At 67.0% G+C, this 24,962-nt stretch carries 26 protein-coding genes and 1 tRNA gene; 19 read left to right on the forward strand and 8 right to left on the reverse strand.

Annotated elements, in window-relative coordinates:
* Positions 1–11 precede the first annotated feature (11 nt).
* From M2165_RS15430 to M2165_RS15440, 3 genes are read left to right on the forward strand one after another with little or no spacing between them, the layout of a single operon-like run.
* The gene (locus M2165_RS15430) at positions 12–1,220 is read left to right on the forward strand and encodes an ABC transporter ATP-binding protein (protein ID WP_280815484.1); all 1,209 of its coding nucleotides are present in this window, start codon (positions 12–14) and stop codon (positions 1,218–1,220) included.
* Positions 1,221–1,236: 16 nt separating this feature from the next.
* A complete protein-coding gene (locus M2165_RS15435; protein ID WP_280815485.1) occupies positions 1,237–2,013 on the forward strand; it encodes an ABC transporter ATP-binding protein in 777 nt (258 codons plus the stop codon).
* A gap of 19 nt (positions 2,014–2,032) precedes the next feature.
* Positions 2,033–2,797, forward strand: a complete 765-nt coding sequence (locus M2165_RS15440; RefSeq protein WP_280817547.1) for an ABC transporter ATP-binding protein — start codon at positions 2,033–2,035, stop codon at positions 2,795–2,797.
* Positions 2,798–2,824: 27 nt separating this feature from the next.
* Here M2165_RS15440 and M2165_RS15445 read toward each other — a convergent pair whose 3' ends face one another.
* Positions 2,825–3,796, reverse strand: a complete 972-nt coding sequence (locus tag M2165_RS15445) for a tripartite tricarboxylate transporter substrate binding protein (RefSeq protein ID WP_280815486.1) — start codon at positions 3,794–3,796, stop codon at positions 2,825–2,827.
* Positions 3,797–3,839: 43 nt separating this feature from the next.
* Complete coding sequence (locus M2165_RS15450; RefSeq protein WP_280815487.1) at positions 3,840–4,904, reverse strand: CDP-6-deoxy-delta-3,4-glucoseen reductase; 1,065 nt, start codon at positions 4,902–4,904, stop codon at positions 3,840–3,842.
* Positions 4,905–4,958: 54 nt separating this feature from the next.
* Here M2165_RS15450 and M2165_RS15455 point away from each other — a divergent pair, with 54 nt between their 5' ends.
* From M2165_RS15455 to M2165_RS15475, 5 genes are all read left to right on the forward strand, one after another.
* Complete coding sequence (locus M2165_RS15455) at positions 4,959–5,903, forward strand: NAD-dependent epimerase/dehydratase family protein (RefSeq protein ID WP_280815488.1); 945 nt, start codon at positions 4,959–4,961, stop codon at positions 5,901–5,903.
* Positions 5,904–6,317: 414 nt separating this feature from the next.
* Entirely contained in the window at positions 6,318–6,821 is a 504-nt protein-coding gene (locus M2165_RS15460) for a hypothetical protein (RefSeq protein ID WP_280815489.1), read from the forward strand.
* Positions 6,822–7,066: 245 nt separating this feature from the next.
* A complete protein-coding gene (locus M2165_RS15465) occupies positions 7,067–7,438 on the forward strand; it encodes a hypothetical protein (RefSeq protein ID WP_280815490.1) in 372 nt (123 codons plus the stop codon).
* A 502-nt stretch (positions 7,439–7,940) separates the two neighbouring features.
* Positions 7,941–8,468, forward strand: a complete 528-nt coding sequence (locus M2165_RS15470) for a hypothetical protein (RefSeq protein WP_280815491.1) — start codon at positions 7,941–7,943, stop codon at positions 8,466–8,468.
* Positions 8,437–8,718 carry a DUF2514 family protein gene (locus M2165_RS15475; protein ID WP_280817548.1) on the forward strand — a complete coding sequence of 94 codons (282 nt, stop codon included), beginning with the start codon at positions 8,437–8,439 and terminating at the stop codon, positions 8,716–8,718. The genes M2165_RS15470 and M2165_RS15475 overlap by 32 nt, the downstream gene beginning before the upstream one ends.
* On the opposite strand, the gene M2165_RS15480 is transcribed toward M2165_RS15475, so the two are convergent.
* The 4 genes from M2165_RS15480 to M2165_RS15495 form a co-directional block, all read right to left on the reverse strand.
* A complete protein-coding gene (locus tag M2165_RS15480; RefSeq protein ID WP_280815492.1) occupies positions 8,667–9,977 on the reverse strand; it encodes a hypothetical protein in 1,311 nt (436 codons plus the stop codon). The genes M2165_RS15475 and M2165_RS15480 overlap by 52 nt on opposite strands.
* Before the next feature lie 340 nt (positions 9,978–10,317).
* On the reverse strand, positions 10,318–10,908 hold the full coding sequence (locus tag M2165_RS15485) for a hypothetical protein (protein ID WP_280815493.1): 591 nt from the start codon (positions 10,906–10,908) through the stop codon (positions 10,318–10,320).
* Between the two features lie 144 nt (positions 10,909–11,052).
* A complete protein-coding gene (locus tag M2165_RS15490) occupies positions 11,053–11,232 on the reverse strand; it encodes a hypothetical protein (RefSeq protein ID WP_280815494.1) in 180 nt (59 codons plus the stop codon).
* Positions 11,233–11,444: 212 nt separating this feature from the next.
* Positions 11,445–11,529, reverse strand: a tRNA-Leu gene (locus tag M2165_RS15495).
* A gap of 41 nt (positions 11,530–11,570) precedes the next feature.
* Between M2165_RS15495 and cysM the strand changes: the two genes are divergently transcribed.
* The 3 genes from cysM to M2165_RS15510 are packed head-to-tail and all read left to right on the forward strand — an operon-like array spanning position 11,571 to position 13,283.
* On the forward strand, positions 11,571–12,473 hold the full coding sequence (gene cysM, locus M2165_RS15500; RefSeq protein WP_280815495.1) for a cysteine synthase CysM: 903 nt from the start codon (positions 11,571–11,573) through the stop codon (positions 12,471–12,473).
* A 14-nt stretch (positions 12,474–12,487) separates the two neighbouring features.
* Complete coding sequence (locus M2165_RS15505; RefSeq protein ID WP_280815496.1) at positions 12,488–13,066, forward strand: NUDIX hydrolase; 579 nt, start codon at positions 12,488–12,490, stop codon at positions 13,064–13,066.
* Entirely contained in the window at positions 13,056–13,283 is a 228-nt protein-coding gene (locus M2165_RS15510) for a sulfurtransferase TusA family protein (RefSeq protein ID WP_280815497.1), read from the forward strand. Before M2165_RS15505 ends, M2165_RS15510 begins: the two co-directional genes overlap by 11 nt.
* A gap of 58 nt (positions 13,284–13,341) precedes the next feature.
* On the opposite strand, the gene galU is transcribed toward M2165_RS15510, so the two are convergent.
* On the reverse strand, positions 13,342–14,232 hold the full coding sequence (gene galU, locus M2165_RS15515) for a UTP--glucose-1-phosphate uridylyltransferase GalU (RefSeq protein WP_280815498.1): 891 nt from the start codon (positions 14,230–14,232) through the stop codon (positions 13,342–13,344).
* A 106-nt stretch (positions 14,233–14,338) separates the two neighbouring features.
* Positions 14,339–17,236 (reverse strand): valine--tRNA ligase, encoded by a 2,898-nt coding sequence (locus tag M2165_RS15520; RefSeq protein ID WP_280815499.1) that lies wholly within the window; start codon positions 17,234–17,236, stop codon positions 14,339–14,341.
* Between the two features lie 104 nt (positions 17,237–17,340).
* On the opposite strand from M2165_RS15520, the gene yaaA reads away from it, so the two are divergent.
* The 8 genes from yaaA to M2165_RS15560 all read left to right on the forward strand — a co-directional run bounded on the left by yaaA (position 17,341) and on the right by M2165_RS15560 (position 24,960).
* The gene (gene yaaA, locus M2165_RS15525) at positions 17,341–18,123 is read left to right on the forward strand and encodes a peroxide stress protein YaaA (RefSeq protein WP_280815500.1); all 783 of its coding nucleotides are present in this window, start codon (positions 17,341–17,343) and stop codon (positions 18,121–18,123) included.
* Between the two features lies 1 nt (position 18,124).
* Positions 18,125–18,967, forward strand: a complete 843-nt coding sequence (locus M2165_RS15530) for a 2OG-Fe(II) oxygenase (protein ID WP_280815501.1) — start codon at positions 18,125–18,127, stop codon at positions 18,965–18,967.
* A gap of 14 nt (positions 18,968–18,981) precedes the next feature.
* Positions 18,982–19,884, forward strand: a complete 903-nt coding sequence (locus tag M2165_RS15535) for an alpha/beta hydrolase (RefSeq protein ID WP_280815502.1) — start codon at positions 18,982–18,984, stop codon at positions 19,882–19,884.
* The gene (queF, locus tag M2165_RS15540; RefSeq protein ID WP_280815503.1) at positions 19,881–20,756 is read left to right on the forward strand and encodes an NADPH-dependent 7-cyano-7-deazaguanine reductase QueF; all 876 of its coding nucleotides are present in this window, start codon (positions 19,881–19,883) and stop codon (positions 20,754–20,756) included. Before M2165_RS15535 ends, queF begins: the two co-directional genes overlap by 4 nt.
* Positions 20,757–20,903: 147 nt before the next feature.
* The gene (locus M2165_RS15545) at positions 20,904–21,809 is read left to right on the forward strand and encodes an SDR family NAD(P)-dependent oxidoreductase (protein ID WP_280815504.1); all 906 of its coding nucleotides are present in this window, start codon (positions 20,904–20,906) and stop codon (positions 21,807–21,809) included.
* Between the two features lie 100 nt (positions 21,810–21,909).
* The gene (locus M2165_RS15550; RefSeq protein WP_280815505.1) at positions 21,910–22,800 is read left to right on the forward strand and encodes a LysR substrate-binding domain-containing protein; all 891 of its coding nucleotides are present in this window, start codon (positions 21,910–21,912) and stop codon (positions 22,798–22,800) included.
* Positions 22,801–22,804: 4 nt separating this feature from the next.
* Positions 22,805–23,692, forward strand: a complete 888-nt coding sequence (locus M2165_RS15555) for a LysR family transcriptional regulator (protein WP_280815506.1) — start codon at positions 22,805–22,807, stop codon at positions 23,690–23,692.
* 113 nt (positions 23,693–23,805) lie between these two features.
* Positions 23,806–24,960, forward strand: coding sequence for a mandelate racemase/muconate lactonizing enzyme family protein (locus M2165_RS15560; RefSeq protein ID WP_280815507.1), 1,155 nt, complete (start codon positions 23,806–23,808; stop codon positions 24,958–24,960).
* The last annotated feature ends 2 nt before the right edge of the window (positions 24,961–24,962 follow it).

The raw sequence follows: 24,962 nt of genomic DNA on the forward strand, positions 1-24,962 counted from the left end.
AGCATCGCACCATGAAGAACAGCAAGAACCTCGCGCTCTACATCCTCGGCGTCGTCGCCGTGCTCGCGCTGCCCATCTTCCTGCAGAGCCAGGGCAACGCCTGGGTCCGCATCGCCGACATCGCCTTGCTCTACGTGATGCTCGCGCTCGGCCTGAACATCGTGGTCGGCTACGCCGGCCTGCTCGACCTCGGCTACGTGGCCTTCTTCGCGGTCGGGGCGTACCTGTTCGCGCTGATGGGCTCGTCGCACCTGTCGGACACCTTCCCGTGGTTCAAGGCCATGTTCCCGAACGGGCTGCACACCTCGCTGCTGATCGTGATACCGCTGGCGCTGGTGCTCGCGGGCGTGCTCGGCGTGCTGCTCGGCGCGCCCACGCTGAAGCTGCGCGGCGACTACCTCGCGATCGTGACGCTCGGCTTCGGCGAGATCATCCGCGTGTTCCTGAACAACCTCGACCAGCCGATCAACATCACCAACGGTCCGAAGGGCATCACGGCCATCGACTCCATCAAGTTCTGGGGCCTCGACCTCGGCAAGTCGTGGAAGTTCGACGGCTTCACGATCTCCTCGGTCACGCTGTACTACTACCTGTTCCTCGCGCTGGTGGTCGCCACGATCATCATCTCGCATCGCCTGCAGGTGTCGCGCATCGGCCGCGCCTGGATGGCGATCCGCGAGGACGAGATCGCCGCCAAGGCGATGGGCATCAACACGCGCAACATGAAGCTGCTGGCCTTCGGCATGGGCGCGAGCTTCGGCGGCGTCTCGGGCGCGATGTTCGCGGCCTTCCAGGGCTTCGTCTCGCCCGAGTCGTTCAGCCTCATGGAGTCCGTGATGATCGTCGCCATGGTCGTGCTCGGCGGCATCGGCCACCTGCCGGGCGTGATCCTCGGCGCGGTGCTGCTCGCCGCGCTGCCCGAGGTGCTGCGCTACGTCGCCGGCCCGCTGCAGGCCATGACCGACGGCCGCCTCGACGCCTCGATCCTGCGCCAGCTCTTCATCGCGCTCGCGATGATCGTCATCATGCTCGTGCGCCCGCGCGGCCTCTGGCCGTCGCCCGAGCATGGCAAGACGCTGACGAAGAAGGGCGGCGTGCCGGTCGATCCGGCGCACGCCACCGTCGCACCGGGCTCGCTGCAGACGCATGCGCCCGGCGTGGACACGCCGGCCGACCAGCTGCCCGGCGATGCCTCGCGTCCCATGTCGATCAATCCGTGAGCGAGAGAGCAAAGACATGACGACCACAGACAACATCCTCGAAGTCCGCGGCATCTCCAAGCGCTTCGGCGGCCTGCAGGCGCTCTCGGACGTGGGCATCACGATCAAGCGCGGCCAGGTCTACGGCCTGATCGGCCCCAACGGCGCCGGCAAGACCACCTTCTTCAACGTGATCACCGGGCTCTACACGCCCGACAGCGGCAGCTTCGAGCTTGCCGGCAAGCCCTACCAGCCCACCGCGGTGCACGAGGTCGCCAAGGCCGGCATCGCGCGCACCTTCCAGAACATCCGCCTGTTCGCCGAAATGACGGCGCTCGAGAACGTGATGGTGGGCCGCCACATCCGCACGCAATCGGGCGTGTTCGGCGCGATGCTGCGCACCCGCTCGTTCAAGGACGAGGAAAAGGCCATTGCCGACCGCGCGCAGCAACTGCTCGACTACGTCGGCATCGGCAAGTTCGCCGACTACAAGGCGCGCACGCTGTCGTACGGCGACCAGCGCCGGCTCGAGATCGCACGCGCGCTCGCCACCGACCCGCAGCTGATCGCGCTCGACGAGCCCGCCGCCGGCATGAACTCGACCGAGAAGGTCCAGCTGCGCGAACTGATCGACCGCATCCGCAAGGACGACCGGACCATCCTGATCATCGAACACGACGTCAAGCTCATCATGGGCCTGTGCGACCGCGTCACGGTGCTCGACTACGGCAAGCAGATCGCCGAAGGCACGCCGTACGAAGTGCAGAAGAACGAAAAGGTCATCGAGGCCTACCTCGGGACGGGAGGCCACTGAAATGAGCACCACTGCAACCATGAGCGAAGCCACCATTTCCGCCCCCGCGGCGCAACCGGCCGCGGCCAGCGGCAAGACGCTGCTGAAGGTCTCGGGCCTGCGCGTGGGCTACGGCGGCATCCAGGCCGTGAAGGGCGTCGACTTCGAGGTGCGCGAGGGCGAGCTGGTCTCGCTGATCGGCTCCAACGGCGCGGGCAAGACCACCACCATGAAGGCGATCACGGGCACGCTGCCCGCGGGCGCCGGCAACATCGAGTTCCTGGGCCGCAGCATCAAGGGCCGCGGCGCCTGGGACCTCGTGGGCGAGGGCCTCGTGATGGTGCCCGAGGGCCGCGGCGTGTTCACGCGCATGACGATCACCGAGAACCTGCAGATCGGCGCCTACATCCGCAAGGACAAGGCCGAGATCGCGGCCGACATGGAGCGCGTGTTCGTCACCTTCCCGCGCCTGCGCGAGCGCAAGGACCAGCTCGCGGGCACCATGTCGGGCGGCGAGCAGCAGATGCTCGCGATGGGCCGCGCGCTGATGGCGCGCCCCAAGGTGCTGCTGCTCGACGAGCCCACCATGGGCCTGTCGCCGATCATGTGCGACAAGATCTTCGAGGTGGTGCAGAACGTGGCGTCGCAGGGCGTGACCATCCTGCTCGTCGAGCAGAACGCCAACCGTGCGCTGCAGCTTGCCGACCGCGGCTACGTGATGGAGTCGGGCCTCATCACGATGAGCGGCGACGCGAAGGAACTGCTGCGCGATCCGCGCGTGCGCGCGGCGTACCTCGGCGAATAGAGGCCGGCCCGGCGGCCGCGGCCGTCCTCAATCCACCCGCGCGCCGGTGGCCTTCACGACCGCTTCGTACTTGGCGAGTTCGCTCTTCATGAACGCGCCGAACTGCTCGGGCGAGTTCGCGACCGGCTCGGCCAGCAGCGTCGCGAAGCGGGTCTTGGTCTCAGGCGTGTTGAGCGCGGCGACGAAGGCCTGGTTGAGCTTCGCGACCACGTCGTGCGGCGTGCCCGCCGGTGCGACCAGCCCCCACCAGGTGTCGATCGAGAAGCCCTTGAGCGTGTCGGACACCGGCGGCACGTCGGGCATCGCGCTGCTGCGCTGCAGGCTCGTGACCGCGATCGCCTTGAGCTTGCCCGAGCGGATGTTCGGCGCGGCAGTGGCGAGGTTGTCGAAGTTGAAGTCGACCTGGCCCGAGAGCAGCGCGAGCTGTGCCGGGTTGCCGCCGTTGTACGGAATGTGCAGCGCGAAGATGCCGGCCTGCTTCTTGAACAGCTCGCCCGCGAGGTGCCCGGCGCTGCCGTTGCCGCCGCTGCCGTAGTTGAGCTTCGCGGGGTTGGCCTTGGCGTAGCGGATCAGGTCGGCCACGGTGTTGATGTTCAGGCGCTTCGCCGTCTCGGCGTTCATCACCAGCACGTTCGGCACGCGCACCATCTGCGTGATCGGCGCGAAGTCGCTCGCGGCGTTGAACGGCATCTTGCTGTAGAGCCATGGATTCACCGCGTGCGTGGCGGTCGCCGCGATGCCGATGGTGAGGCCGTCGGGCGCGGCCTTGGCGACCGCGTCGGCGCCGATGTTGCCGCCCGCGCCGGGCTTGTTGTCGATGATGACCGTGCCCAGGCTGTCCTTCACGCGCTCCGCGAGCACGCGGGCGGTGATGTCGATCGGCCCGCCCGCGGCGTAGGGCACCACGAGGCGGACCGGGCGTTGCTGGGCCGAAGCATGGCCGGCGGCGATCAGCGCAGCGCCCGCGCACAGGGTGAGGAGGAAGTGTCTCGTCTTCATTTTTCTCGTTTCAGGAACCCCGGAAGGAAAGCAGCCGGGTCGGTCAGGGCAGGGCCTTGTCGGCCTCGGTGGTGAAGGCGTCGGCGAAGAACTCTTCTTCAGGCAGTCCGGCGAGCGCCACGTAGTCGTGCTTGGCCGATTCGACGACGATCGGCGCGCCGCAGGCATACACCTGGTGGCCCGACAGGTCGGCGAAGTCCTCGAGCACCGCGCGATGGACGAAGCCGGTGCGGCCGGTCCAGTTGTCTTCGGGCGTGGCGTTGGAGACCACGGGCACGTAGCGCAGGTTGGGCATCTCGGCCAGTTGCGCGCGCATCCAGTCGTCCATGTAGAGGTCCTCGGGCCGGCGGCCGCCCCAGTAGAGCGTGGCGGGCCGCCCGATGCCCTTGAACTTCATGTGCTCGAGCAGTGCCTTGATCGGCGCGAAGCCCGTGCCCGAGGCCAGCAGGATGATCGGCTTGTCGGCGTCCTCGCGCAGGAAGAAGCTGCCGTAGGGGCCTTCGATCCGCAGGATCTCCTTTTCCTTCATCGTGTTGAACACATGGTCGGTGAACTTGCCGCCGGGCAGGTGCCGCAGGTGCAGTTCGATGCCCGTGCCGGGCTCGGCCAGCGTGTGCGGCGCATTCGCCATCGAGTAGCTGCGGCGCGCGCCGTCGCGCAGGATGAACTCCACGTACTGGCCCGCATGGAACTGCAGCGGCTCGCCGGCCGGCAGCTGCAGGCGCAGCTTCATCACGTCGTGCGACAGCCGCGTGAGCGCGAGCACCCGCACCGGCATCTTGCGGATCGGCAGCGCGCCGGCCTCGGTGACCTGGCGCGATTCGAGAACCACGTCGCTCTTCGCATGCGCGCAGCAGGTCAGCACGTAGCCCGCGAGCTGCTCTTCGGCGCTCAGGGCCTTGCTCTGGTGCGGGCCGAGCTCGATCTCGCCCGAGAGCTTCTTGCACTTGCACGAGCCGCAGGCGCCGTCCTTGCAGCCGTAGGGCAGGCCGATGCCCTGCCGGATGCCGGCCGCGAGGATGGTTTCGTCGCCATGCACCACGAAATGACGCCCGCTGGGCTCGACGGTGATGGAAAAGCCCGCTTCGTGCGGCGCTGCAACAGTCATCGGTATTCTTCGGCTTCTTTCAGCCTGGTCTGAAAAGGGAAAGGAACCCGGATTTTGCCTTCAATCAATAGTCCTTCCGGCGCGCTGCCCGCCCGCTTCCGGCGCGAGCGCCTGCTGATCGTCGGATGCGGCGACGTTGGCCAGCGCGTGGCGCACCGCCTGGCGGGGCGCATGCAGCTGGCGGCGCTCACTTCATCGTCCGAGCGCGTGCCGGCCTTGCGAGCCGCGGGCATCCGCCCGCTCGTGGGCAACCTCGACGATCCCGCGAGCCTGCGCCGGCTGGCCGGCATCGCCACCCGCGTGCTGCATCTCGCCCCGCCCGCGCGCGACGGCGGCGCCGCCTGGTGGCGCGACCAGCGCACCACCGCGCTGGTCCGCGCGCTGCGGCTGCGCGCCGCGCCGCTGGCGCTGGTCTACGGCTCCACCAGCGGCGTCTACGGCGACTGCGGCGGCGCCCGCGTGAGCGAAACCCGCGCCGTACGGCCCGACACCCCCCGCGCGCACCGCCGCGTCGACGCCGAGCGCGCCGTGCGCTGGCTCGGCCGCAGCGCCGGCGTGCGCGCGAGCATCCTGCGCATCCCCGGCATCTATGCACCCGATCGCCCGAACGGCACGCCGCGCCAGCGCCTCGAACGCGGCACCCCCGTGCTGCGGCGCGAGGACGACGTGTTCACGAGCCACATCCATGCCGACGACCTTGCAAGCGCCTGCATCGCCGCCCTGTTCCGCGGAAGGCCCCAGCGCGTGGTGCACACCGCCGACGACACCGAGCTGCGTATGGGCGACTACATCGACCTGGCCGCCGATCTCTACGGCATGCCCCGCCCGCCGCGCGTGGCACGCAGCGAGGCCGAGCGGCAGCTGCCGCTGCAACTGCTGAGCTTCATGGGCGAATCGCGCCGGCTCGACAACACGCGGCTCAAGCGGGAGTTGCGCGTGCGGCTGGCGCACCCGACGGTGCACACCGGCCTGCGCGAAGCGCCGGCAGCATCGGCCTAGAAGCAGAGGGAACGCAGAAGAGGGGGCGATGCCAGGGACACCGTGGAACCGGCTCCGCCGGTCCACCGGTGTCGCCCCCGGAAGGGGGTTGGCGCAGCGACACGCAGTGCGCGAAGCCCGGGGGAGAGCCAGCCTGTGGTGCCCGGGGCCGGAATCGAACCGGCACACCTTTCGGTGGGGGATTAGCCCTCGCCGCGCGCCCAGTTCCAGATGCCACCCACCAAGTTGCAAGATTTGAGGAGGCACAAACTCGGATTGTTGATCACACCCGTGATATTGCCGTCAACACGAGGGAAGATTGCCCATGCCGCTGCGAGGGCGCCGCGCACTTGGCCGGTGAGCACGCCCTCGCGGGTTTGTTACTTTTTTGTTACCCTCGGAGTGAGCGCCGTTCGCGCTTGGAGGAGGGGTGTGATGAAGTCAGTACTTGTGGCGGCGACGCTTTTCGCTAGTGTCGCCCATGCCCAGACAGCGATCGGGCCTTGGTACGTCTCGGACATGAACGATGGCGCCGGCAGCTTTGTCGGCACGATCAATGACAGCGGCGGTATGTTTGGGAAGTATTGCTATGTCAACTCGCAATCGTGCGTGTGGATGATGACGGCGGACGTGGGCTGTGAAGCTGGCTCCGAGTACCCGGTGCTCTTGAACTCTGACAGTGGCGCGGCCCTGGTCACCGTATCGTGCAAGCCCATTGACGGAAAGAATCGCTACTTTTTCAATAGCTACACAGACGTGGATGATGCTGTGGCGCGCAGTTCGCGTATTGGATTCGCCTTTCCAATGGAGAGCGGTCAATTCCGCGTCACACGGTTTGATATTCGACAATCGACAGCCGCTATGAAAGCGCTAGAAACCAGGATGCGTAAACGCCCAGAGCGGCCCGGGCGGCCGGCGACCCGGGATACAACCCTCTAGGTGTCTTCTTTCTTCTCGGCCTGATTGGACGAGCCGTTCCCGAGCACTTCATCCCAGAAGCCTGAAAGACTGGAAAGCACCGAAGCCGCTTCTTGGAGCGCTGTGCGTCGCTCAGGCGATGAGTCGTCGATTGTTATGTTCGAATCAATCACACCGGTGATGTTGCCACCAACACGAGGGCGGGGCGACCAAAGCGCGCTACGATCCCGAACACAACACCGGAGGGATTGGAGATGCTTAGGTTGATGATCAGCGCAGCCTTGTGTGCTGCGCTAGCAGGGTGCGGAACCGCGCCCACAACAGCAACAAATGCTGAGTCATTCAAAAGGGTTCAGGACGGGCGCTATCGAGCGTCTGAACAGCCTTTGTTCGTAGACTGCGTGTTCGATGGCTTCCTGGGCGCCCAGAGCATGGCGATGGCCACGCATGTGCGCCAGACCAAACGAGCGAACGGGTATCGCATCGACGTAATTGCCCAAGCCTTTCAGTACATCGTGGCTGACATCAGAGATGACGGGACCTATGAGCTTCGCCGCTCGAAGTACTCAGAAGCCCTGCCGTTCGACAAAGAGATCAACGCGTCGGAGGCTTGCCTGAAGCAGTTCGCTGCACAGTAGCTCGGTAAGCGTCCGGCCATCCCACCTTGAATTGGTCATCGACAGCCGGCAAGAACGGCTGATGTCGTTGCAAGGTTGAGCGCACATAAGCGCCATCACGTTGCTCAGATGAACCAGTCCCCATACGCTCGTAGCCCTGACATATTTTTGCTTGGTCGCTGCGAGAGAGATGCGGACCAAGAAGTGCCCCATCAGGTGACCGACATGCAGCAACTTCGTTCCTCTATGGCTCAGGTCGTCGACATCTGTTGCATAGGCACCGGTGTACTGCCAACCTTTGTCTCGGCGCCGCCCTCTCCCGGTACTACCGACTGACAGACCCATTGATGTGGCTGCAAGTAGCGCTTGGTTGATCACTTGTTGACACATCACGAGCGAAAATCCCGTGTTCAAGCTTTCCGGTGTTTCGCGCTAGAACGCGCGAATGCCTCCGTCTCGCTCTCGACGCTACCCGTTGTTCCTTCGTTTACTCAGGCCCATCGATCCCCTCTACCCGGGCGCAGTGACGCCGGTCGCCTGGGAGGACGACTGCGCGCTCGAGGAGGCGAGTGGCGTGGTTTACATCGACACTCGCCAGTGCGCCCAGATGCGAGCCTGGGCGCGGCAGTTGCGCAAGCTGCACGCTTCTGACGAGACGTACAAGACGGAGAAGGGGCTGAGTCCCTTGAGCGCCGCGCCTCTTCGTGAGGCAAGCCTACGCGCGCTCGGAACAAGCCGCGATCTGTACTCCGAGGGCGGGCAAGAGGTGCGATCGGGCCGGCTAGCTGTGCGAGGCTACATCACCACTGATCTGCTCGCCGTCGTGACGGATCGGGTTAACGGCGATGCGGTCGGCTCCTATCCTTCTCGCTGGGGTGGATCGTCGATGCCGCGACGCGCCGCGGATACGGATGCCAGACTGCTTGCCGATCGCGCGCAGCGCACCGAAGAACAGCGCCGCTCCGCCGCAATAGCCCAGGAGGCCACTGATGCTCAAACCCGAATCGCTTCCCTCGAAGATGATCTGCGCCAGCGCTGCTGGCGCTGCTAACAGCCTGCGCGCAGCGGCCGCCGGTGCCGCCGGTCGAGCCCGCGCGCGTGCCTGCGCTCCCGCCCCAAGCTCGGGCCAGCCTAGTGGCGACCCCGTTGGGCTGCTCGTTGACGTGCTCGGCAGGGCTGACAAACGAGCGGGAGAGTTGGCGGAATACGCTGACCGGCTCCGCATTGCCAGCGTCGCCTGCGAGCGCTCCTACGACGGGCTGACCAAGTCTGATGGAGGCTCCTGGCCAAACCTACGGTAACTGTCCATCTCCAACTTCCCCAAGTTGGACTCGATGGAGTTGGTGACCGACCAGAACAAGGCGTCCTTTGCCGGAGTGCCACCCGTCAGGTGCAACATGCTTGTTGGGATGGCTACCCGCCTGAGTTGCGGCATGGAGAAAAAGGCTTTCGCCAGCGCCGCCTGATCCAGATGCCAAAGCATGCGCGCGGGAATCGCGCGTGTGATGTGCTCTTGTAGTCTTCCGGCGAACGCTCGGCCTCCTTCAGTCGGAGCGACTACCAACAGAGTGGCGCTGATCGTCGATAGCGCATTAAATTCAGAACCCGGAAAGCGGAGGACAGCAACATCGCCTTGCCTGGCTAAAGCCAGGAGCGGTGCGGGGTCGCGCATGACCAACTGATCCATATCGACCACTACAACAGGTCCCGCAGCCCGATCTAAAAGCTCCGGGAGGAGAAGATAGCGGGCGCACGAGTAGTAGGTTTTCCGTTCGATAATCTGCAAGCATTCCAGATCGACATGCTCTGTTGAGATCGTCACACCCGGCTTGCGGCGAAGCTCTTCCGCTAAGGCTGAGGCGGCTTCGTCTGGATTGATGACGTGAAGATGCAGCGCTCCGCGTCGCTCCGTGGATCGAGCAACGGAGCCCACGACTTCACGCGCGTACCTGCAGAAGTACACGCTGTCCGCTGCAGCGAAGAAAGTAGGTCCGTGCTCCGGGCCAACGATCTCGGGGAGGGCGGAGATCTTCCGAACTGGTGCAACTCCACCCGCGCAATCACTGAGGAGGACGCGTGTGTAAGTTGGTTGGCCCATGCCTGTCGCAACCGGCACGTCACGCTTAAAGAGTGCATCCGCCTCTTCAACTTTCCCCTGAGCCAACAGAACGCTGCCGAGGGCATACGCAACCCATGGGTTGTTCGATTGACAGAAATCGGCAAGGCGCAGCCACTCCTCGGCCCAGTGCAACTGGCCCTTTGCGCATTCCACGACCCCCTTACAGATTAGAACCTCAATCGAGACCTTCCCGTCGGGGGTGGACAACGCCATCGTGATTGGAATGTCCCCCTTCACGGCCAGACCCTGGTCGCAGTACATCTCTGCGAGGTGCAGCCAGCGCTGCGAGGTGGGGTGTAGGAATGCCGCGAGATGTAGAGCGTTGGCGGCGCTACTCAGGCGACCTCGCGCGATGTGCTCTTTCGATTTGACTGTTAACCGGTCTGCCGCGCGAACACGCCAATGCGGTTTGTTGCCTCGTTCATTTGCTTGTCCGAGCATGCTGTCCCCTAATTGTTACTGACGGCAACTATCGGCAAACATTCGAGTTCCGTCAACCGCATGCTTCAAGCGCTGATCTCGCGGCTACTCATCGGCCTCCGCGCCGCTGCTTCCGCCACTCCCAAGGCGGCACCGGCTCGGCGTCGCGCCAAAGCCCGACGCGAGTCAAGTGCTGCGGCGATCCTGACGGCGTGTCGATCGAGGGCGATACGAGGCCTCTTTCCGTCCGAGACAGCATCGATTGCGAGACCGCGGCCCGCCGCGCGAGGGCGGCGTCGAGGTCGTTGGCGTCAAGTCTCACATCACCGCTCGAACACGCGTGGCCCAGGATCGCCGGCCGTCACAGATTCGCGTTCTTCTTCGACGACAGCGACTGGAGGCATGCGTCGATGTTTCGTAGCTCGTAGGTCAGGCCGATCGTGAAATTTCCGGAGTTCACGGCGACAGCTTGTACTTTGATCGACCCCACGTCTCCTCCTTCCGAGGCGGGGATCTCCCAGAACGCTGCCAACGTCCTCTCCTTTCGTGCCAAGCCCATCGTCCAGTCGCGGGGCTCGCTCCAGATACTCCCCACTCGCAGAAAGTCGAACTTCTTCGGCGCTCCGTACTTGCTGGTCAAGGCCTCTTGCCAGCGCTTGAAGTCTGCTTGGACCTCATCACCGTAGACGCTCGTCTTCTTGTTCGGCGTCCAGGCGTTGATTTTGCATAGGCCTTCACCGGGCGCGATGACGAGCCAATAGGAGTCGAGGTCTTGGTGCCCTTGGGGCAGCGACCCGGCAATATAGAGGCCCGGCTGCGTGCCTTGCTTAAGAGGCGCCAGTTTGCCGATCGCTTCGGCGGTATCGCCTTGGTTGAGCCCGAATGGGCCAGCCGCAGCAGCCATCGCAGACGACGCCGTGGCAACGGCCACGAGAATTTGAATTGCCCTCATCCCTCTCTCCTCAAAGCCGTCATGGCCGAAATTCGTTTGTTTTCTCGGACTTGGCGATTCGCCTCCGAGTCCGCAGTGGTCATGCTGGTCGGCCGTTCCGATCAGCGTGCCGGCATGTTATTTTGATTCGTTTCGCGCCCGAGCCTACATCACCGCTCGGACATGCGTGTAGTCGGTCCCGGACTTGCCGACGCAGAGCTTGTTCCAGTCCGCCGGTTTTGAGCTGCTCACGGTGTCACTGACGCCGTAGTGCTCGGTCCGGTCGTTGAAGGAGTTGCGAGCCCGGTACTTGTAGCAGATCACCTTGTCCGGCAGGGGCGACACCGGGGGCTCTTCGCTGTTTGGTAAGTGCTCAGTCGCAGTCACGGTGCTGCGAAAACGATCCGCGTCGTGCCAGTACTCAGATACCGCCTAAGTCAGGAAGGCAATTGAATGGCTGCTCTGGGCTGCGGCGAAATGCGGAACGGCCTGCGGAAACGATGCGGAACGTCTGCGGCGATGTTGGCATCACTATCGCTGAATACGACGACAGCGCATGGTGCCCGGGGCCGGAATCGAACCGGCACACCTTTCGGTGGGGGATTTTGAGTCCCCTGCGTCTACCAATTTCACCACCCGGGCACGTCCGGAAGGAAGCCCAAAATTATGGCACAGTGGCTGGCATGAATTATCCGACGATCGAAGACGCCATCGGCAAGACGCCGCTGGTGGCACTGCAGCGCATCGAGGCCGCCGAGAACGCGAAGCGCGGCAACGTGATCCTCGCGAAGCTCGAAGGCAACAACCCCGCAGGTTCGGTCAAGGACCGTCCGGCGCTCTCGATGATCAAGCGGGCCGAGGAGCGCGGAGAGATCAAGCCGGGCGACACGCTGATCGAGGCCACCTCGGGCAACACCGGCATCGCGCTGGCGATGGCTGCGGCGATCAAGGGCTACCGCATGGTGCTGATCATGCCGGAGGACCTTTCGGTCGAACGCGCGCAGACGATGAAGGCCTTCGGCGCCGAGCTGGTGCTCACGCCCAAGAGCGGCGGCATGGAATACGCGCGCGACCTGGCCGAGCAGATGGTCGCGCAGGGCAAGGGCCGGGTGCTCGACCAGTTCGCCAACCCCGACAACCCGCGCATCCACTACGAGACCACCGGGCCCGAGATCTGGGCCGACACCAAGGGCAAGATCACGCACTTCGTGAGCGCGATGGGCACCACCGGCACCATCACCGGCGTTTCGCGCTTCCTCAAGGAAAAGAATCCGGCGGTGCGCATCATCGGCGCGCAGCCGGCCGAGGGCTCGCGCATTCCGGGCATCCGCAAGTGGCCGGCCGAGTACCTGCCGAAGATCTACGACCCGCGTCGCGTCGACGAGGAAATCAGCGTGAGCCAGAACGACGCGGAGGAAATGTGCCGCCGCCTCGCGCGCGAGGAAGGCATCTTCGGCGGCATCTCCGCGGCCGGCGCGCTCTGGGTGGCGCTCGAGGTGGCGAAGCAGGTCGAGAACGCCACCATCGTCTTCGTGGTGTGCGACCGCGGCGACCGCTATCTCTCTACCGGCGTGTTCCCCGCCTGAGACCGGCGCCGACGATGCCTCATCCCAAGTTCTGCCAGGCGTGCGCCACGCCGCTCGAATGGATCGCGCTGATGGAAGACGGCGGCCCGAAGGAGCGGCTGCGCTGCCCTTCATGCGGCCACACGCACTGGAACAACCCGACGCCGGTGCTCGCGGCCATCGTCGAGTACCGCGGCCAGGTGCTGCTGGCGCGCAATGCGGCGTGGCCGACCAAGATGTACGCGCTGATCACCGGCTTCATGGAGGCCGGCGAAACGCCCGAGGAGGGCATCTCGCGCGAGGTCAAGGAAGAGACCTGCCTCGACGTGAGCGCGCTGAAGCTCGTGGGCGTGTACGACTTCCAGCGCATGAACCAGGTCATCATCGCCTACCACGCGGTGGCCGACGGCGAGGTGAAGCTCTCGCCGGAGCTCGTGGACTACCGCCTTTACGACCTGCCGGCGCTCAAGTGCTGGCCCGCGGGCACCGGCTATGCGCTGGCCGACTGGCTGCGCACGCGCGGCCATGAGCCGGTGTTCTTCACCGAGGCCGAGAACGAAGAGCGGCGGCGCGGGCTGGTGCTGCCGTCCGAGGAACCCAAGCATGCAGATTGATCGCGAACTCGACACGCGGGGCCTGAACTGCCCGCTGCCCATCCTCAAGGCGAAGAAGTCGCTCAACGACATGGCGAGCGGGCAGCTGCTGCGCGTGGTGTCGACCGACCCGGGCTCGCTGCGCGACTTCCAGGCCTTCGCACGGCAGACCGGCAACGAGCTCGTCGATCAGCGGACCGAAGGCACGGACTTCATCCACGTGTTGAAGCGGCGCTGAGCGGCGGAAAAAGAAAAGGCCCTCGCGGGCCTTTTTTCATCGGCGCGCAGGGCGCCGTTCAGAGCTCGAGGCTGCGCAGGTATTCGCGGAACTGCGCGCCCACCTCGGGGTGCGCGAGCGCGAGCTCCACGCTCGCCTGCAGAAAGCCTTCCTTGCTGCCGCAGTCGTAGCGCGTGCCCTTGTAGGCGTATGCGTAGACCGATTCCTTCTTCATCAGCGCGGCAATGCCGTCGGTGAGCTGGATCTCGCCGCCCGCGCCCTTGGGCTGGTTGCGGATCTCCTCGAACACGCCGGGCGTGAGGATGTAGCGGCCCGCCACGCCGAGACGCGAGGGCGCGACCTCGGGCTGGGGCTTCTCGATCATGCGGTCGACCTTCACGAGGTCGTCGCCGATCGACTCGCCCGCCACGATGCCGTAGCGCTTGACGTGTTCGAGCGGCACTTCCTGCACCGCGAGCACCGAGGCGCCGAGCTTGCCGAAGGCGGCGGTCATCTGCGCGAGCACCGGTTCGCCACCCGCGGGGCCGACCATCAGGTCGTCCGCCAGCAGCACGGCGAAGGGCTCGTTGCCCACCAGGTGTTCGGCGCACAGCACCGCATGGCCCAGACCCAGCATGCGCGGCTGGCGCACGTAGGAGCAGGTCATGTCGTCGGGCATCACCGAGCGTGCGATTTCCAGCAGCGCGGTCTTGCCGCTGGCTTCGAGCTGGCTCTCGAGTTCGTAAGCCGTGTCGTAGTGATCTTCGATCGCACGTTTGTTTCGGCCGGTTACGAAAATCATGTCGCGGATGCCCGCTGCATAGGCTTCCTCGACCGCGTACTGGATCAGGGGCTTGTCGACGACCGGCAGCATTTCCTTCGGCTGCGCCTTGGTCGCGGGCAGAAAGCGGGTGCCGAAGCCCGCTACGGGAAATACGGCCTTGCGGATGCGTGTCGAGGGTGTGGGCATGGACAAATCGAGCGCCTGTTCGTTCGGTTGAAGAAGAAGGTTCTAGGACGTCGGCGGCGCAGTAGCCGCCCACTCCATGCTAACCCTTAGTCCGGCGCCCGATGTGTCAGCCGAGGCGCACAAGTTGGTCGTGCAAACGTGCCAAGGTGGCACTGAAGTCAGTCAATCGTTTGCGTTCCTGCTCGATCACCGCGGGCGGGGCCTTGGCCACGAAAGCTTCGTTGCCGAGCTTGCCGTTCACCTTCTGGATCTCGCCCTCGATGCGCGCGATCTCCTTGCCGATGCGCAGCTTCTCGGCCGCCTTGTCGATCTCCATGTGCAGGCACAGGCGCGCGCCGCCGACCACCGCCACCGGCGCGGCCTCGGCCGCCGCGGTCCACGAAGGCTCGTCGTCGAAGACCTTCACTTCCTTGAGCTTGGCGAGCGCCTGCAGCACCGGTGCCGCCTCGCGCAGGAAGGCCGCGCCCTCGGCGTCGTCGGCCACCGCATAGAGCGGCAGCCGCGTCGCGGGCGACACGTTCATTTCGCCGCGCAGCGTGCGGCAGGCATCCACCAGCGCCTTGAGCCTTGCCACGTGCGCCTCGGCCGCCTCGTCGATCTTGCCGGGCTGGCTCTGCGGATAGGCCGCCACCATGATCGACGCGCCTTCGCGGCCGGCCACCGGCGCCACCTTCTGCCAGAGTTCCTCGGTGATGAACGGGATCACCGGGTGCGCGAGGCGCAGCAGCGCCTCCAGCGTGCGGATCAGCGTGCGGCGGGTGGCGCGCTTCTGCGCGTCGTCGCCGGTCTGGATCTGCACCTTGGCGATCTCCAGGTACCAGTCGCAGAACTCGTCCCAGGCGAACTGGTAGATCGCGTTGGCCACGTTGTCGAGCCGGTACTCCTCGAAGCCCTTCGCCACCTCGGCCTCGACGCGCTGCAGCTGCGAGACGATCCAGAAGTCGGCGCGGCTGAACTTCAGGTAGCCGTGCGCCGGTCCGCCCACCGCGCATTCCTCCTTCGTGTGCTCGCGCAGGCCGCAGTCCTGGCCCTCGCAGTTCATCAGCACGAAGCGCGTGGCGTTCCAGAGCTTGTTGCAGAAGTTGCGATAGCCCTCGCAGCGCTTGCTGTCGAAGTTGATGCTGCGGCCGAGCGAGGCCAGCGAGGCGAAGGTGAAGCGCAGCGCATCGGCGCCGAAGGCCGGAATGCCCTCGGGAAATTCCTTCTGCGTGTTCTTGCGCACCGCGGGCGCGGTCTCGGGCCGGCGCAGGCCCTGCGTGCGCTTGTCGAGCAGCTCGGGCAGCGCGATGCCGTCGATCAGGTCCACCGGGTCGAGCACGTTGCCTTCGGACTTGCTCATCTTCTTGCCCTGCGCGTCGCGCACCAGGCCGTGGATGTACACGTCGCGGAACGGCACCTTGCCCGTGAAGTGCTTGGTCATCATGATCATCCGGGCGACCCAGAAGAAGATGATGTCGTAGCCGGTGACCAGCACGCTCGAGGGCAGGTAGAGGTCGAGCTCGGGCGTCTTCTCGGGCCAGCCGAGCGAGGAGAAGGGCACCAGCGCCGACGAGTACCAGGTGTCGAGCACGTCCTCGTCGCGGCGCAGCCGCTTGCCCGGCGCCTTGGCCTGCGCCTCGGCCTCGTCGTGCGCCACGTACACCTTGCCCTCGTCGTCGTACCAGGCCGGGATCTGATGACCCCACCAGAGCTGGCGCGAGATGGTCCAGTCCTGGATGTTCTCCATCCAGTGGTTGTAGGTGTTGACCCAGTTCTCGGGCACGAAGCGCACCTCGCCCGACTTCACCACGTCGATCGCCTTCTGCGCGATCGACTGACCGTCGGCGCCCGGGCGCGTCATCGCCACGTACCACTGGTCGGTGAGCATCGGCTCGACCACCGCGCCCGAGCGCGCGCAGCGCGGCACCATCAGCCGGTGCTTCTTGATCTCGACCATCAGCCCGAGCGTCTCGAGGTCGGCCACCACGGCCTTGCGCGCCACGAAGCGGTCCATGCCGCGGTACTTCTCGGGGGCGTTGTCGTTGATGGTGGCGTCGAGCGTGAGGATGCCGATCACGTCGAGCTTGTGACGCTGGCCGACCGCGTAGTCGTTGTAGTCGTGCGCGGGCGTGACCTTGACCACGCCGGTGCCGAACTCCTTGTCGACGTACTCGTCGGCAATGATCGGGATCAGCCGGCCCACGAGCGGCAGCCGCACCTGCTTGCCGATGAGGTGGCTGTAGCGCGCGTCCTCCGGATGCACCATCACGGCGGTGTCGCCGAGCATGGTCTCGGGCCGGGTCGTGGCCACGGTCAGCGTGCCGCTGCCGTCTTCGAGGGGATAGGCGATGTGCCAGAGGAAGCCGTCCTCCTCCTCGCTCTCGACCTCGAGGTCGCTGACCGAGGTCTTGAGCACCGGGTCCCAGTTGCCCAGGCGCTTGCCGCGGTAGATCAGCCCCTCTTCGTAGAGCGCCACGAAGGTCTGCGTCACGACCTTCGAGAGGTCGTCGTCCATCGTGAAGTACTCGCGGCTCCAGTCGACCGTGTCGCCCATGCGGCGCATCTGGCTGGTGATGGTGTTGCCGCTCTTCTCCTTCCACTCCCAGACCTTGGCGACGAAGTTCTTGCGCGCCTCGGCGGGCGTCGGGCCCATGTCGTGGCGGCTGATCTTCTGCTCCTGCAGCTGGCGCTCCACCACGATCTGCGTGGCGATGCCCGCATGGTCGGTGCCGGGCACCCAGAGCGTGTTGTCGCCCTTCATGCGGTGGTAGCGCGTGAGGCTGTCCATGATGGTCTGGTTGAACGCATGCCCCATGTGCAGCGTGCCCGTCACGTTGGGCGGCGGCAGCTGGATCGCGAACGAGTCGGCGCCGTCCTTCGGCTGCTGCGTGCCGCGGAAGCCGGCCCTGGCATAGCCGCGCTTTTCCCATTCCGGCCCCCAGTGCGCCTCGATGGCGGCGGGTTCGAAGGATTTGGACAGGCTGTCGAGGCCGGGCTGGGCGGTGGGGATGGTGGGTTCGCTCATGGCAAATGCAAAACGGCACCCTCGGGTGCCGCTGGTGACAGGGTGGGATTGGCGGGGATTTTACCGGCGCCCTCCGCGTCACGGCGGCCACTGATAATTCCGCCATGCTGTTCCTGCTTTCCCCCGCGAAGTCGCTCGACTACGAGACCCCCGTTCCCGCCGAAGTCCCCGCCACCATCCCCCATTTCGAGGCACCGCGCGGTCCCTCGACCGAGCTGATCCGCCTGCTGCGCGAGAAGTCGCCGCAGCAGATCGCGACGCTCATGCATCTGTCGGACAATCTTTCCGCGCTCAACGTCGCGCGCTACAAGGCCTGGTCCGGCAGGAGCACGCCCGAGAACGCGCGCCAGGCCGCCTTCGCCTTCGACGGCGACGTCTACGGCGGCCTCGACGCACGCTCGTTCACGCCCGCCCAGCTCGACTGGGCGCAGGCGCATGTCTGCATCCTCAGCGGCCTCTACGGCGTGCTGCGCCCGCTCGACCTGCTGCAGCCCTACCGGCTCGAGATGGGCACCGCCCTGGCCAACCGGCACGGCAAAGACCTCTACGCCTTCTGGGGCTCGCGCATCGCGGACCATCTGAACGAACGGCTCGCGGCCGACCGCACGCCGGTGGTGGTCAACCTCGCCTCGCAGGAGTACTTCCGCGCGGTGGACCGCAAGGCGCTCAAGGCCCGCGTGGTCGAATGCGTGTTCGAGGAATGGAAGACCGACCGCTACAAGATCGTGAGCTTCCATGCCAAGCGGGCGCGCGGCCTGCTCGCGCGCTGGGCCGTGCTGCACAAGGCCGCCACGCCGCGGGCGCTGGAAAAATTCGACCTCGAGGGTTATGGTTTCGACGCCGAGGCGTCGGCGCCCGAACGACTCGTTTTCAGGAGAAAGACTTGATATGTCCCAAGCGATCAGTCCCGAACTGAGGGAGTGGCTGGTGTCGCAGCTCGCGGCCGGGCACTCGGTGCCCGCGCTGCGCGCGTCCATGCGCGCGGCGGGCTGGCAGGACGCGGCCACCGACCTCGCGCTCGCGCAGCTCGAAGCCGGCTTTCCCCACGTCGAAACCGCCCGCGCGCCGAAGCGCACCGAAATGCCCGGCCCCGACCTCGAAGGCGCGCCGCTCTACATCGATGCCGGCGACCGCCGGGTGCAGGTGCTGCAGACGCTGCGCCATCCGCGCGTGGTGGTGTTCGGCAACCTCGTCTCGCCCGAGGAATGCGAGGCCCTGATCGCCGCCGCGCGCGTGCGCCTCGCGCGCTCGCTCACGGTCGAGACCCGCACCGGCGGCGAGGTGCTCAACGTCGACCGCACGAGCGAGGGCATGTTCTTCGAGCGCGGCGAGAACGAATGCGTCGCGCGCCTCGAAGCGCGCATCGCGAAGCTGCTGCGCTGGCCGCTCGAATTCGGCGAGGGCCTTCAGATCCTGCGCTATGCGCCCGGTGCCCAGTACCGGCCGCACTACGACTATTTCGATCCCGACGAGCCCGGCACCCCCACCATCCTCAAGCGCGGCGGCCAGCGCGTCGGCACGCTGGTGATGTACCTGCAGGAGCCCGAGCAGGGCGGCGCCACCACCTTCCCCGACGTCGGCCTCGAGGTCGCACCCGTGCGCGGCACCGGGGTGTTCTTCAGCTACGACGAACCCGATCCCGCCACCCGCACGCTGCACGGCGGCGCGCCGGTGCTCGCGGGCGAGAAGTGGGTCGCGACCAAGTGGCTGCGCGAGCGCGAATTCAAGTAGGAACCCGGAAAGGCATGAAGCGCCAGGCCAACGGACTGCAGATCGAGGTCGACGACACCGGCGGCGAGGGCCGTCCCGTCGCGCTGCTCATCATGGGCCTGGGCATGCAGCTGGTCGGATGGCCCGACGAGTTCGTGCAGGGGCTGGTGCGCGCGGGCTTCCGCGTGGTGCGCCACGACAACCGCGACGCCGGGCTCAGCGAGGGCTTCGACCATGCCGACACCGGCAACATCGTCTGGGAAAGCATCCGCCAGAAGCTCGGCCTGCCGGTGCGCTCGCCCTACACGCTGGCCGACATGGCGCGCGATTCGCTCGGCGTGCTCGATGCGCTCGGCATCGAACGCGCGCACGTCATCGGCGCCTCGATGGGCGGCATGATCGCCCAGCACGTCGCGGCCGAGGCGCCCCGGCGCGTGAAGAGCCTCGTGAGCATCATGAGCTCGAGCGGCGCGCGCGGCCTGCCCGGGCCAAAGGCCGAGGTGGCCGCGATGCTGCTGCGCCGTCCGCTCGGCGGCAGCGAGGCCGAACTCGTGGCCCACAGCATCCGGCTGCTGCGGCTGATCCAGAGCCCCGCGTATCCCGAAAGCGACGAGCGGCTCGCCCGCCGCCTCACCTTCAGCATGCGCCGCGCCTACCGGCCGGCCGGCATCTTCCGGCAGATGCTCGCGATCGGCGCCGATGCCGAACGCCCCGGGCTGCTGCCGCGCATCGCGGCGCCGACCCTGGTGCTGCACGGCGAAGCCGACGCGCTGGTGCCGATCGCCTGCGGCGTCGACACTGCCAGGCGCATTCCGGGCGCGAAGTTCGTCGCCATTCCCGGCATGGGCCACGACCTGCCGCCCGAGGTGTGCGCCATCCTCGTCGATCACATCGCGCCGTTCCTGCATGCGGCCGAAGAACACCACGGAACATCATGAGCCTGGACAACATCCCCTCGAACCCCAACACGCCCGAGCAGTCGCAGCTGGGCCGCGCCTCGGCCTATGCCGACCGCTACGACCCGACGCTGCTCTTCCCGATCCCGCGCGCCACGCAGCGCGAGGCCATGGGCATCCAGGCCGGTGCCTTGCCCTTCTTCGGCGCCGACCTCTGGACCGCCTTCGAGGTCAGCTGGCTCAACCTGCGCGGCAAGCCGCAGCTCGCCATCGCGCACTTCACCATTCCCTGCGAGACGCCCAACATCATCGAGAGCAAGTCGTTCAAGCTGTACCTCAACAGCTTCAACAGCACGCCGTTCGCGAGCCTGGAGGCCGTGCGCGAGCGCCTGCGCGCGGACCTCTCCGAAGCCGTGTGGCGCGGCAGCGACCAGGCCGCGGGCATCGGCGTGAAGCTGCTCGCGCCCGACATGTTCGACCGCGAGCCGGTGCACGAACTCGACGGTCTCGACCTCGATCGCCTCGACATCGAGTGCACCCACTACCAGCCCGCGCCCGAGCTGCTGTCGAGCGATGCCAGCCAGCCGCCGGTCAACGAGACGCTCACGAGCCGCCTGCTCAAGAGCAACTGCCTCGTCACCGGCCAGCCCGACTGGGGCAGCGTGCAGATCCGCTACAGCGGCCCGGCCATCGATCAGGCGGGCCTGCTCGCCTACATCGTGAGCTTTCGCAACCACAACGAGTTCCACGAGCCCTGCGCCGAGCGCATGTTCATCGACATCTGGAACCGCTGCAAGCCGAACAAGCTCGCGGTCTACGCGCGCTACACGCGGCGCGGCGGGCTCGACATCAACCCGTTCCGCACGAGCTGGCCGCAGGCGCTGCCGCCGAACGTGCGCACCGCGCGGCAGTAGCGTCGGCAGCGGCGGCCGGCGCGCGCCCGCCGAAGCCCCTCTTCGGAAACACCGAACCCGCGCGCGCCTTCGCTGTGGCATCCTGAACTTCGCCGTCGCGGACCCGCGGCGGCGGGCTCCCGAAGCAGCAGAGAAGGACACAGGCACATGCTCGAAGGAAAAGTGGTCGTCGTCACCGGCGCGGGCGGCGGCATCGGGCGCGACATCGCGCTCGCCATGGCGCGCCACGGCGCCCGGATGGTGGTCAACGACATCGGCGCCGCGCTCGACGGCGCGGGCGGCAGCGCAGGGCCGGCGCAGCAGGTGGTCGAGGAGATCCGCGCCGCCGGCGGCGAGGCCGTGCCCAGCATCGACAGCGTGGCCGAGGCCGCGAGCGCCGCGCGCATCGTCGACTGCGCGCTGCAGCACTTCGGCCGCATCGACGCGGTGGTCAACAACGCCGGCATCCTGCGCGACCGCTTCTTCCACAAGATGTCGGTCGACGAATGGGACGCGGTGATCAAGGTGCACCTGTACGGCGCGTACTTCGTGAGCCGCGCGGCCGCCACCCACTTCAAGGCGCAGGAATCGGGCGCCCTGGTGCACATGACTTCCACCTCCGGCCTCATCGGCAACTTCGGGCAGGCCAACTATGCGGCCGCCAAGCTCGGCATCGCGGCGCTGTCGAAGTCGATCGCGCTCGACATGCAGAAGTTCAACGTGCGCTCCAACTGCATCGCGCCCTTCGCATGGAGCCGCATGATCGGCGCCATTCCCACCGACACCGACGCGCAGCGCGCGCGCGTCGACAAGATCAGGCAGATGACGCCCGCCAAGGTCGCGCCGCTCGCGGTGTACCTCGCGAGCGATGCCGCGGCGGCGGTGAACGGCCAGATCTTCTCGGTGCGCAACAACGAGATCTCGCTCATCAGCCAGCCGCGGCCGGTGCGCTCGATCCACCGTTCCGAGGGCTGGACGCCCGAGAGCATCGCCGAGCACGCCATGCCGGCGATGCGCGCGAGCTTCCATCCGCTCGAACGCTCGGCCGACGTGTTCAGCTGGGACCCGGTCTGAATCCTGGCCGCCCGGGGACAAACCCTGGGGCCGGCGCGCAGGGCGCCGTTCGCCGGACAATGCGGCTTCCGTCGGTTTCTTCTTCTGGTGCGCGCGTCCGGTGAATCTGCATTTCGACTTGTTCGACCTCAAGCTCTTCGTCTACGTGGCCGATGCGCGCAGCCTCACGCGCGGCGCCGAGAAGGCCTGCATCTCGCTCGCGGCCGCCTCCACCCGCATCAAGCAGATGGAGGAGGCGGTGGGCGGCAAGCTGCTGCACCGCAGCGCGCAGGGCGTGAGCCTCACGGCGGCCGGGCAGGCGGTGCTCTACCACGCCAAGCGCGTGATGCAGCAGATGGAGCACCTGCGCTGCGACATGCAGGACTTCGGCAAGGGCATCAAGGGCCATGTGCGCGTGTTCGCCAACACCACCTCGATCACCGAATACCTGCCGCAGAAGCTCGCGGGCTTCCTCACGCAGCATCCCGCGGTGCAGGTCGATCTGCGCGAGTACCTCAGCGAGGAGATCGTGCGCGCGGTGGCCGACGGCGAGGCCGACATCGGCATCCTCGCGGGCGACGTGCACACGGGCGATTTCGATGCGCGCGCCTTCGGCCGGAACCAGCTCGTGCTGGTGGTGCCCGTCGCGCATCCGCTGGCGGGCGCGGCCTCGGTCGCCTTCGCCGACACGCTCGACGAGCAGCACGTCGGCCTGCACCACGGCAGCGCCATCCACCGCTTCCTGCAGCGCCGCGCCGAACTCGCGGGCCGCGGCTTCAACCCGCGCATCCAGGTCAGCAGCTTCGAGGCCATCTGCCTGATGATCGAGGCCGGCGTCGGCATCGGTGTGCTGCCTTCGTCCTCGGCCCAGCGGCTCTCGCTCGCGATGCGCATCGCGACCGTGCCCCTCAGCGACGCCTGGGCCGAACGCGAGCTCAAGCTGATCGCGCGCGGACGCGACCAGCTGCCGGCCTCCGCGCGCGAGCTGTTCGACCACCTCGTCACGCCCTGAGCCGATGTCCGCCGATCCGAAGTCGCTCCGCCTCTTCGTGGCCGTGGCCGACCACGGCAGCATCAGCGAGGGCGCCAAGCGCTGCCACATCGCGCTCGCGGCCGCGAGCAAGCGCATCTCCGACCTCGAAGCGCGCGCGCGGCTGCCGCTGCTGGTGCGGCATGCGCGCGGCGTCACGCTGACCTCGGCCGGCCACGGCCTGCTGCTGCATGCGCGCGCGGTGCTCTCGGCCATGGACCGGCTCGGCGCCGAGCTCGACGACTTCCAGCACGGCGTGGCGGGCGTGGTCAGCATCACCGCCAATGCCTCGACCATCGCGCAGTTCCTGCCGGCGCAGATCGGATCGTTCCTGCGCCTGCATCCGGTGCTCAAGATCGACCTGCAGGAGCGCGCGAGCACCGAGGTGGTGAAGGCGGTGCAGGCCGGCCTGGCCGACATCGGCGTGATCGAGGGCCGGACGCCGGCCGAGGGCCTCGAATGCCTGCCGTACCGCAGCGACGAGCTGGCGGTGGTGGTCGCGCGCGACCATCCGCTCGCGCGGCGCAAGCGCATCGGCGTGGAGGAGGTGCTGCGCCACGACCATATCGTGGTGCGCGAAGGCACCGCGCTGCACCGGGTGCTGGTGGCCGCCGCGCTCGAGGCGCAGCTGCCGCTCAAGGTGCGCATGCAGGTCGGCAGCTTCGACATGGTCTGCCGCATGGTCGAGCAGGGCGTGGGCATCGGGCTGCTGCCCTATGCGGCGATCGTGCCGCAGCTGCAGTGGCTGAAGCTGCGCTGCCTGAAGCTCGATGCGCCCTGGGCGGCGCGCCAGCATCTGCTGTGCGTGCGCAAGCAGCAGGCGCTCACGGTGGCGGCGCGTTCGGTGCTCGACCACCTGCGCCGGCCGGACTGACCCGCCGGCCGGGCGAGGCTTCGCGCCCGGCGAAGCCTCAGGCTCGCCAAAAACGAATTGTTCTCCCGCCGCGCCCGCGCAAAGATGCGGCTGCACCCCCGAAGGAGACACTCTTGAAGATCGTTCGCGTCAGCGCCACGCCGCTGAACATTCCCGTCACCATCGACGTGGTCGGGCTGAACAAGCAGACCTCGCTCTCGATGTGCCTGGTCGAGATCGAGACCGACACCGGCCTCGTGGGCCATGGCATGACCGCCATCACCGAGGAGGAGATCGTCGCCGCCGCCGTGCGCGAGGTGGCAGGCCCCGCGCTCGTCGGCGAAGACCCGATGGCCACCGAGCGCCTCTGGGAGAAGCTCTACTGGCTGCTCTCGCCGCGCGGCCAGACCGGCTATGCGAGCCATACCATCGCCGCGCTCGACATCGCCCTGTGGGACCTGAAGGGCAAGGCGCTCGGCCAGCCGCTCTGGCGGCTCTTCGGCGGCGCGCGCGCCAAGGTGCCGGTGTATGCCACGTTCGGCTTCGGCTTCTTCGAGCGCGACCAGCTCGCCGCGGCCGCGAAGCTCTGGGTGTCGCAGGGCTTCCAGCGCCTGAAGATGACCGTGGGCAACCATGCGCTCGCGCGCCGCGACGAGCCGCGCCCGCTCGACGAGGTGATCGCCGAGGACATGCGCCGCGTCGCGGCCGTGCGCGAGGCCGTGGGTCCCGACGTGAAGCTCTATGTCGATGCCAACTGCGGCCTCGACCTGTTCCATGCGAGCGAACTCGCGCAGCGCATCGAGCCCTACGGCATCAGCTTCTTCGAGGAGCCGCTGACGCAGAACGACGTGCGGCAGATGGCGCAGCTGCGCACGCGCACCCGCATTCCGCTCGCCTGCGGCCAGAACGAGGGCCTGGCCTTCCGCTTCCGCGACCTGCTGGTGCAGCAGGCGGCCGACGTGCTGCAGCCCAACGTGACGATCTCGGGCGGCTATTCGCAGTGCCTCAAGATCGCAGGCATGGCGGCGGCCTTCAACGTGCAGATCGACAACGGCGGCGCCTGGCCCTTCCACAACATGCACCTGCATGCGGGCGTGTCGAACGGCGGGCTGGTCGAGTACCACTACGTCGCGGTGCAGATGCTCAAGCAGGTCTTCGACGGCCTGCCGGTGCCGGACCAGGGCTGGCTCACGCTGCCCGAGGCGTCGGGCCTGGGCTTCTCGCCCAATGCCGATCGCGTGCGCGAGCTCGCGAAGCTGCCGACCTCGCAAGGCAAGGGCAAGGCCTGACC

Source organism: Variovorax sp. TBS-050B (assembly GCF_029893635.1).
Lineage (GTDB): Bacteria > Pseudomonadota > Gammaproteobacteria > Burkholderiales > Burkholderiaceae_C > Variovorax.

Excerpts from the sequence above, each read along its gene's own strand:
- M2165_RS15545 (WP_280815504.1), top strand. The coding sequence starts at position 20,904 with ATGCTCGAAGGAAAAGTGGTCGTCGTCACCGGCGCGGGCGGCGGCATC.
- M2165_RS15475 (WP_280817548.1), top strand. The coding sequence starts at position 8,437 with ATGATCTGCGCCAGCGCTGCTGGCGCTGCTAACAGCCTGCGCGCAGCG.
- M2165_RS15520 (WP_280815499.1), bottom strand. The coding sequence starts at position 17,236 with ATGAGCGAACCCACCATCCCCACCGCCCAGCCCGGCCTCGACAGCCTG.
- M2165_RS15460 (WP_280815489.1), top strand. The coding sequence starts at position 6,318 with ATGAAGTCAGTACTTGTGGCGGCGACGCTTTTCGCTAGTGTCGCCCAT.
- M2165_RS15485 (WP_280815493.1), bottom strand. The coding sequence starts at position 10,908 with ATGAGGGCAATTCAAATTCTCGTGGCCGTTGCCACGGCGTCGTCTGCG.
- M2165_RS15535 (WP_280815502.1), top strand. The coding sequence starts at position 18,982 with ATGAAGCGCCAGGCCAACGGACTGCAGATCGAGGTCGACGACACCGGC.
- M2165_RS15445 (WP_280815486.1), bottom strand. The coding sequence starts at position 3,796 with ATGAAGACGAGACACTTCCTCCTCACCCTGTGCGCGGGCGCTGCGCTG.
- M2165_RS15480 (WP_280815492.1), bottom strand. The coding sequence starts at position 9,977 with ATGCTCGGACAAGCAAATGAACGAGGCAACAAACCGCATTGGCGTGTT.
- M2165_RS15555 (WP_280815506.1), top strand. The coding sequence starts at position 22,805 with ATGTCCGCCGATCCGAAGTCGCTCCGCCTCTTCGTGGCCGTGGCCGAC.
- M2165_RS15450 (WP_280815487.1), bottom strand. The coding sequence starts at position 4,904 with ATGACTGTTGCAGCGCCGCACGAAGCGGGCTTTTCCATCACCGTCGAG.
- M2165_RS15430 (WP_280815484.1), top strand. The coding sequence starts at position 12 with ATGAAGAACAGCAAGAACCTCGCGCTCTACATCCTCGGCGTCGTCGCC.
- M2165_RS15530 (WP_280815501.1), top strand. The coding sequence starts at position 18,125 with ATGTCCCAAGCGATCAGTCCCGAACTGAGGGAGTGGCTGGTGTCGCAG.
- M2165_RS15440 (WP_280817547.1), top strand. The coding sequence starts at position 2,033 with ATGAGCGAAGCCACCATTTCCGCCCCCGCGGCGCAACCGGCCGCGGCC.
- M2165_RS15510 (WP_280815497.1), top strand. The coding sequence starts at position 13,056 with ATGCAGATTGATCGCGAACTCGACACGCGGGGCCTGAACTGCCCGCTG.
- M2165_RS15505 (WP_280815496.1), top strand. The coding sequence starts at position 12,488 with ATGCCTCATCCCAAGTTCTGCCAGGCGTGCGCCACGCCGCTCGAATGG.
- M2165_RS15465 (WP_280815490.1), top strand. The coding sequence starts at position 7,067 with ATGATCAGCGCAGCCTTGTGTGCTGCGCTAGCAGGGTGCGGAACCGCG.
- galU (WP_280815498.1), bottom strand. The coding sequence starts at position 14,232 with ATGCCCACACCCTCGACACGCATCCGCAAGGCCGTATTTCCCGTAGCG.
- M2165_RS15435 (WP_280815485.1), top strand. The coding sequence starts at position 1,237 with ATGACGACCACAGACAACATCCTCGAAGTCCGCGGCATCTCCAAGCGC.
- yaaA (WP_280815500.1), top strand. The coding sequence starts at position 17,341 with ATGCTGTTCCTGCTTTCCCCCGCGAAGTCGCTCGACTACGAGACCCCC.
- queF (WP_280815503.1), top strand. The coding sequence starts at position 19,881 with ATGAGCCTGGACAACATCCCCTCGAACCCCAACACGCCCGAGCAGTCG.
- cysM (WP_280815495.1), top strand. The coding sequence starts at position 11,571 with ATGAATTATCCGACGATCGAAGACGCCATCGGCAAGACGCCGCTGGTG.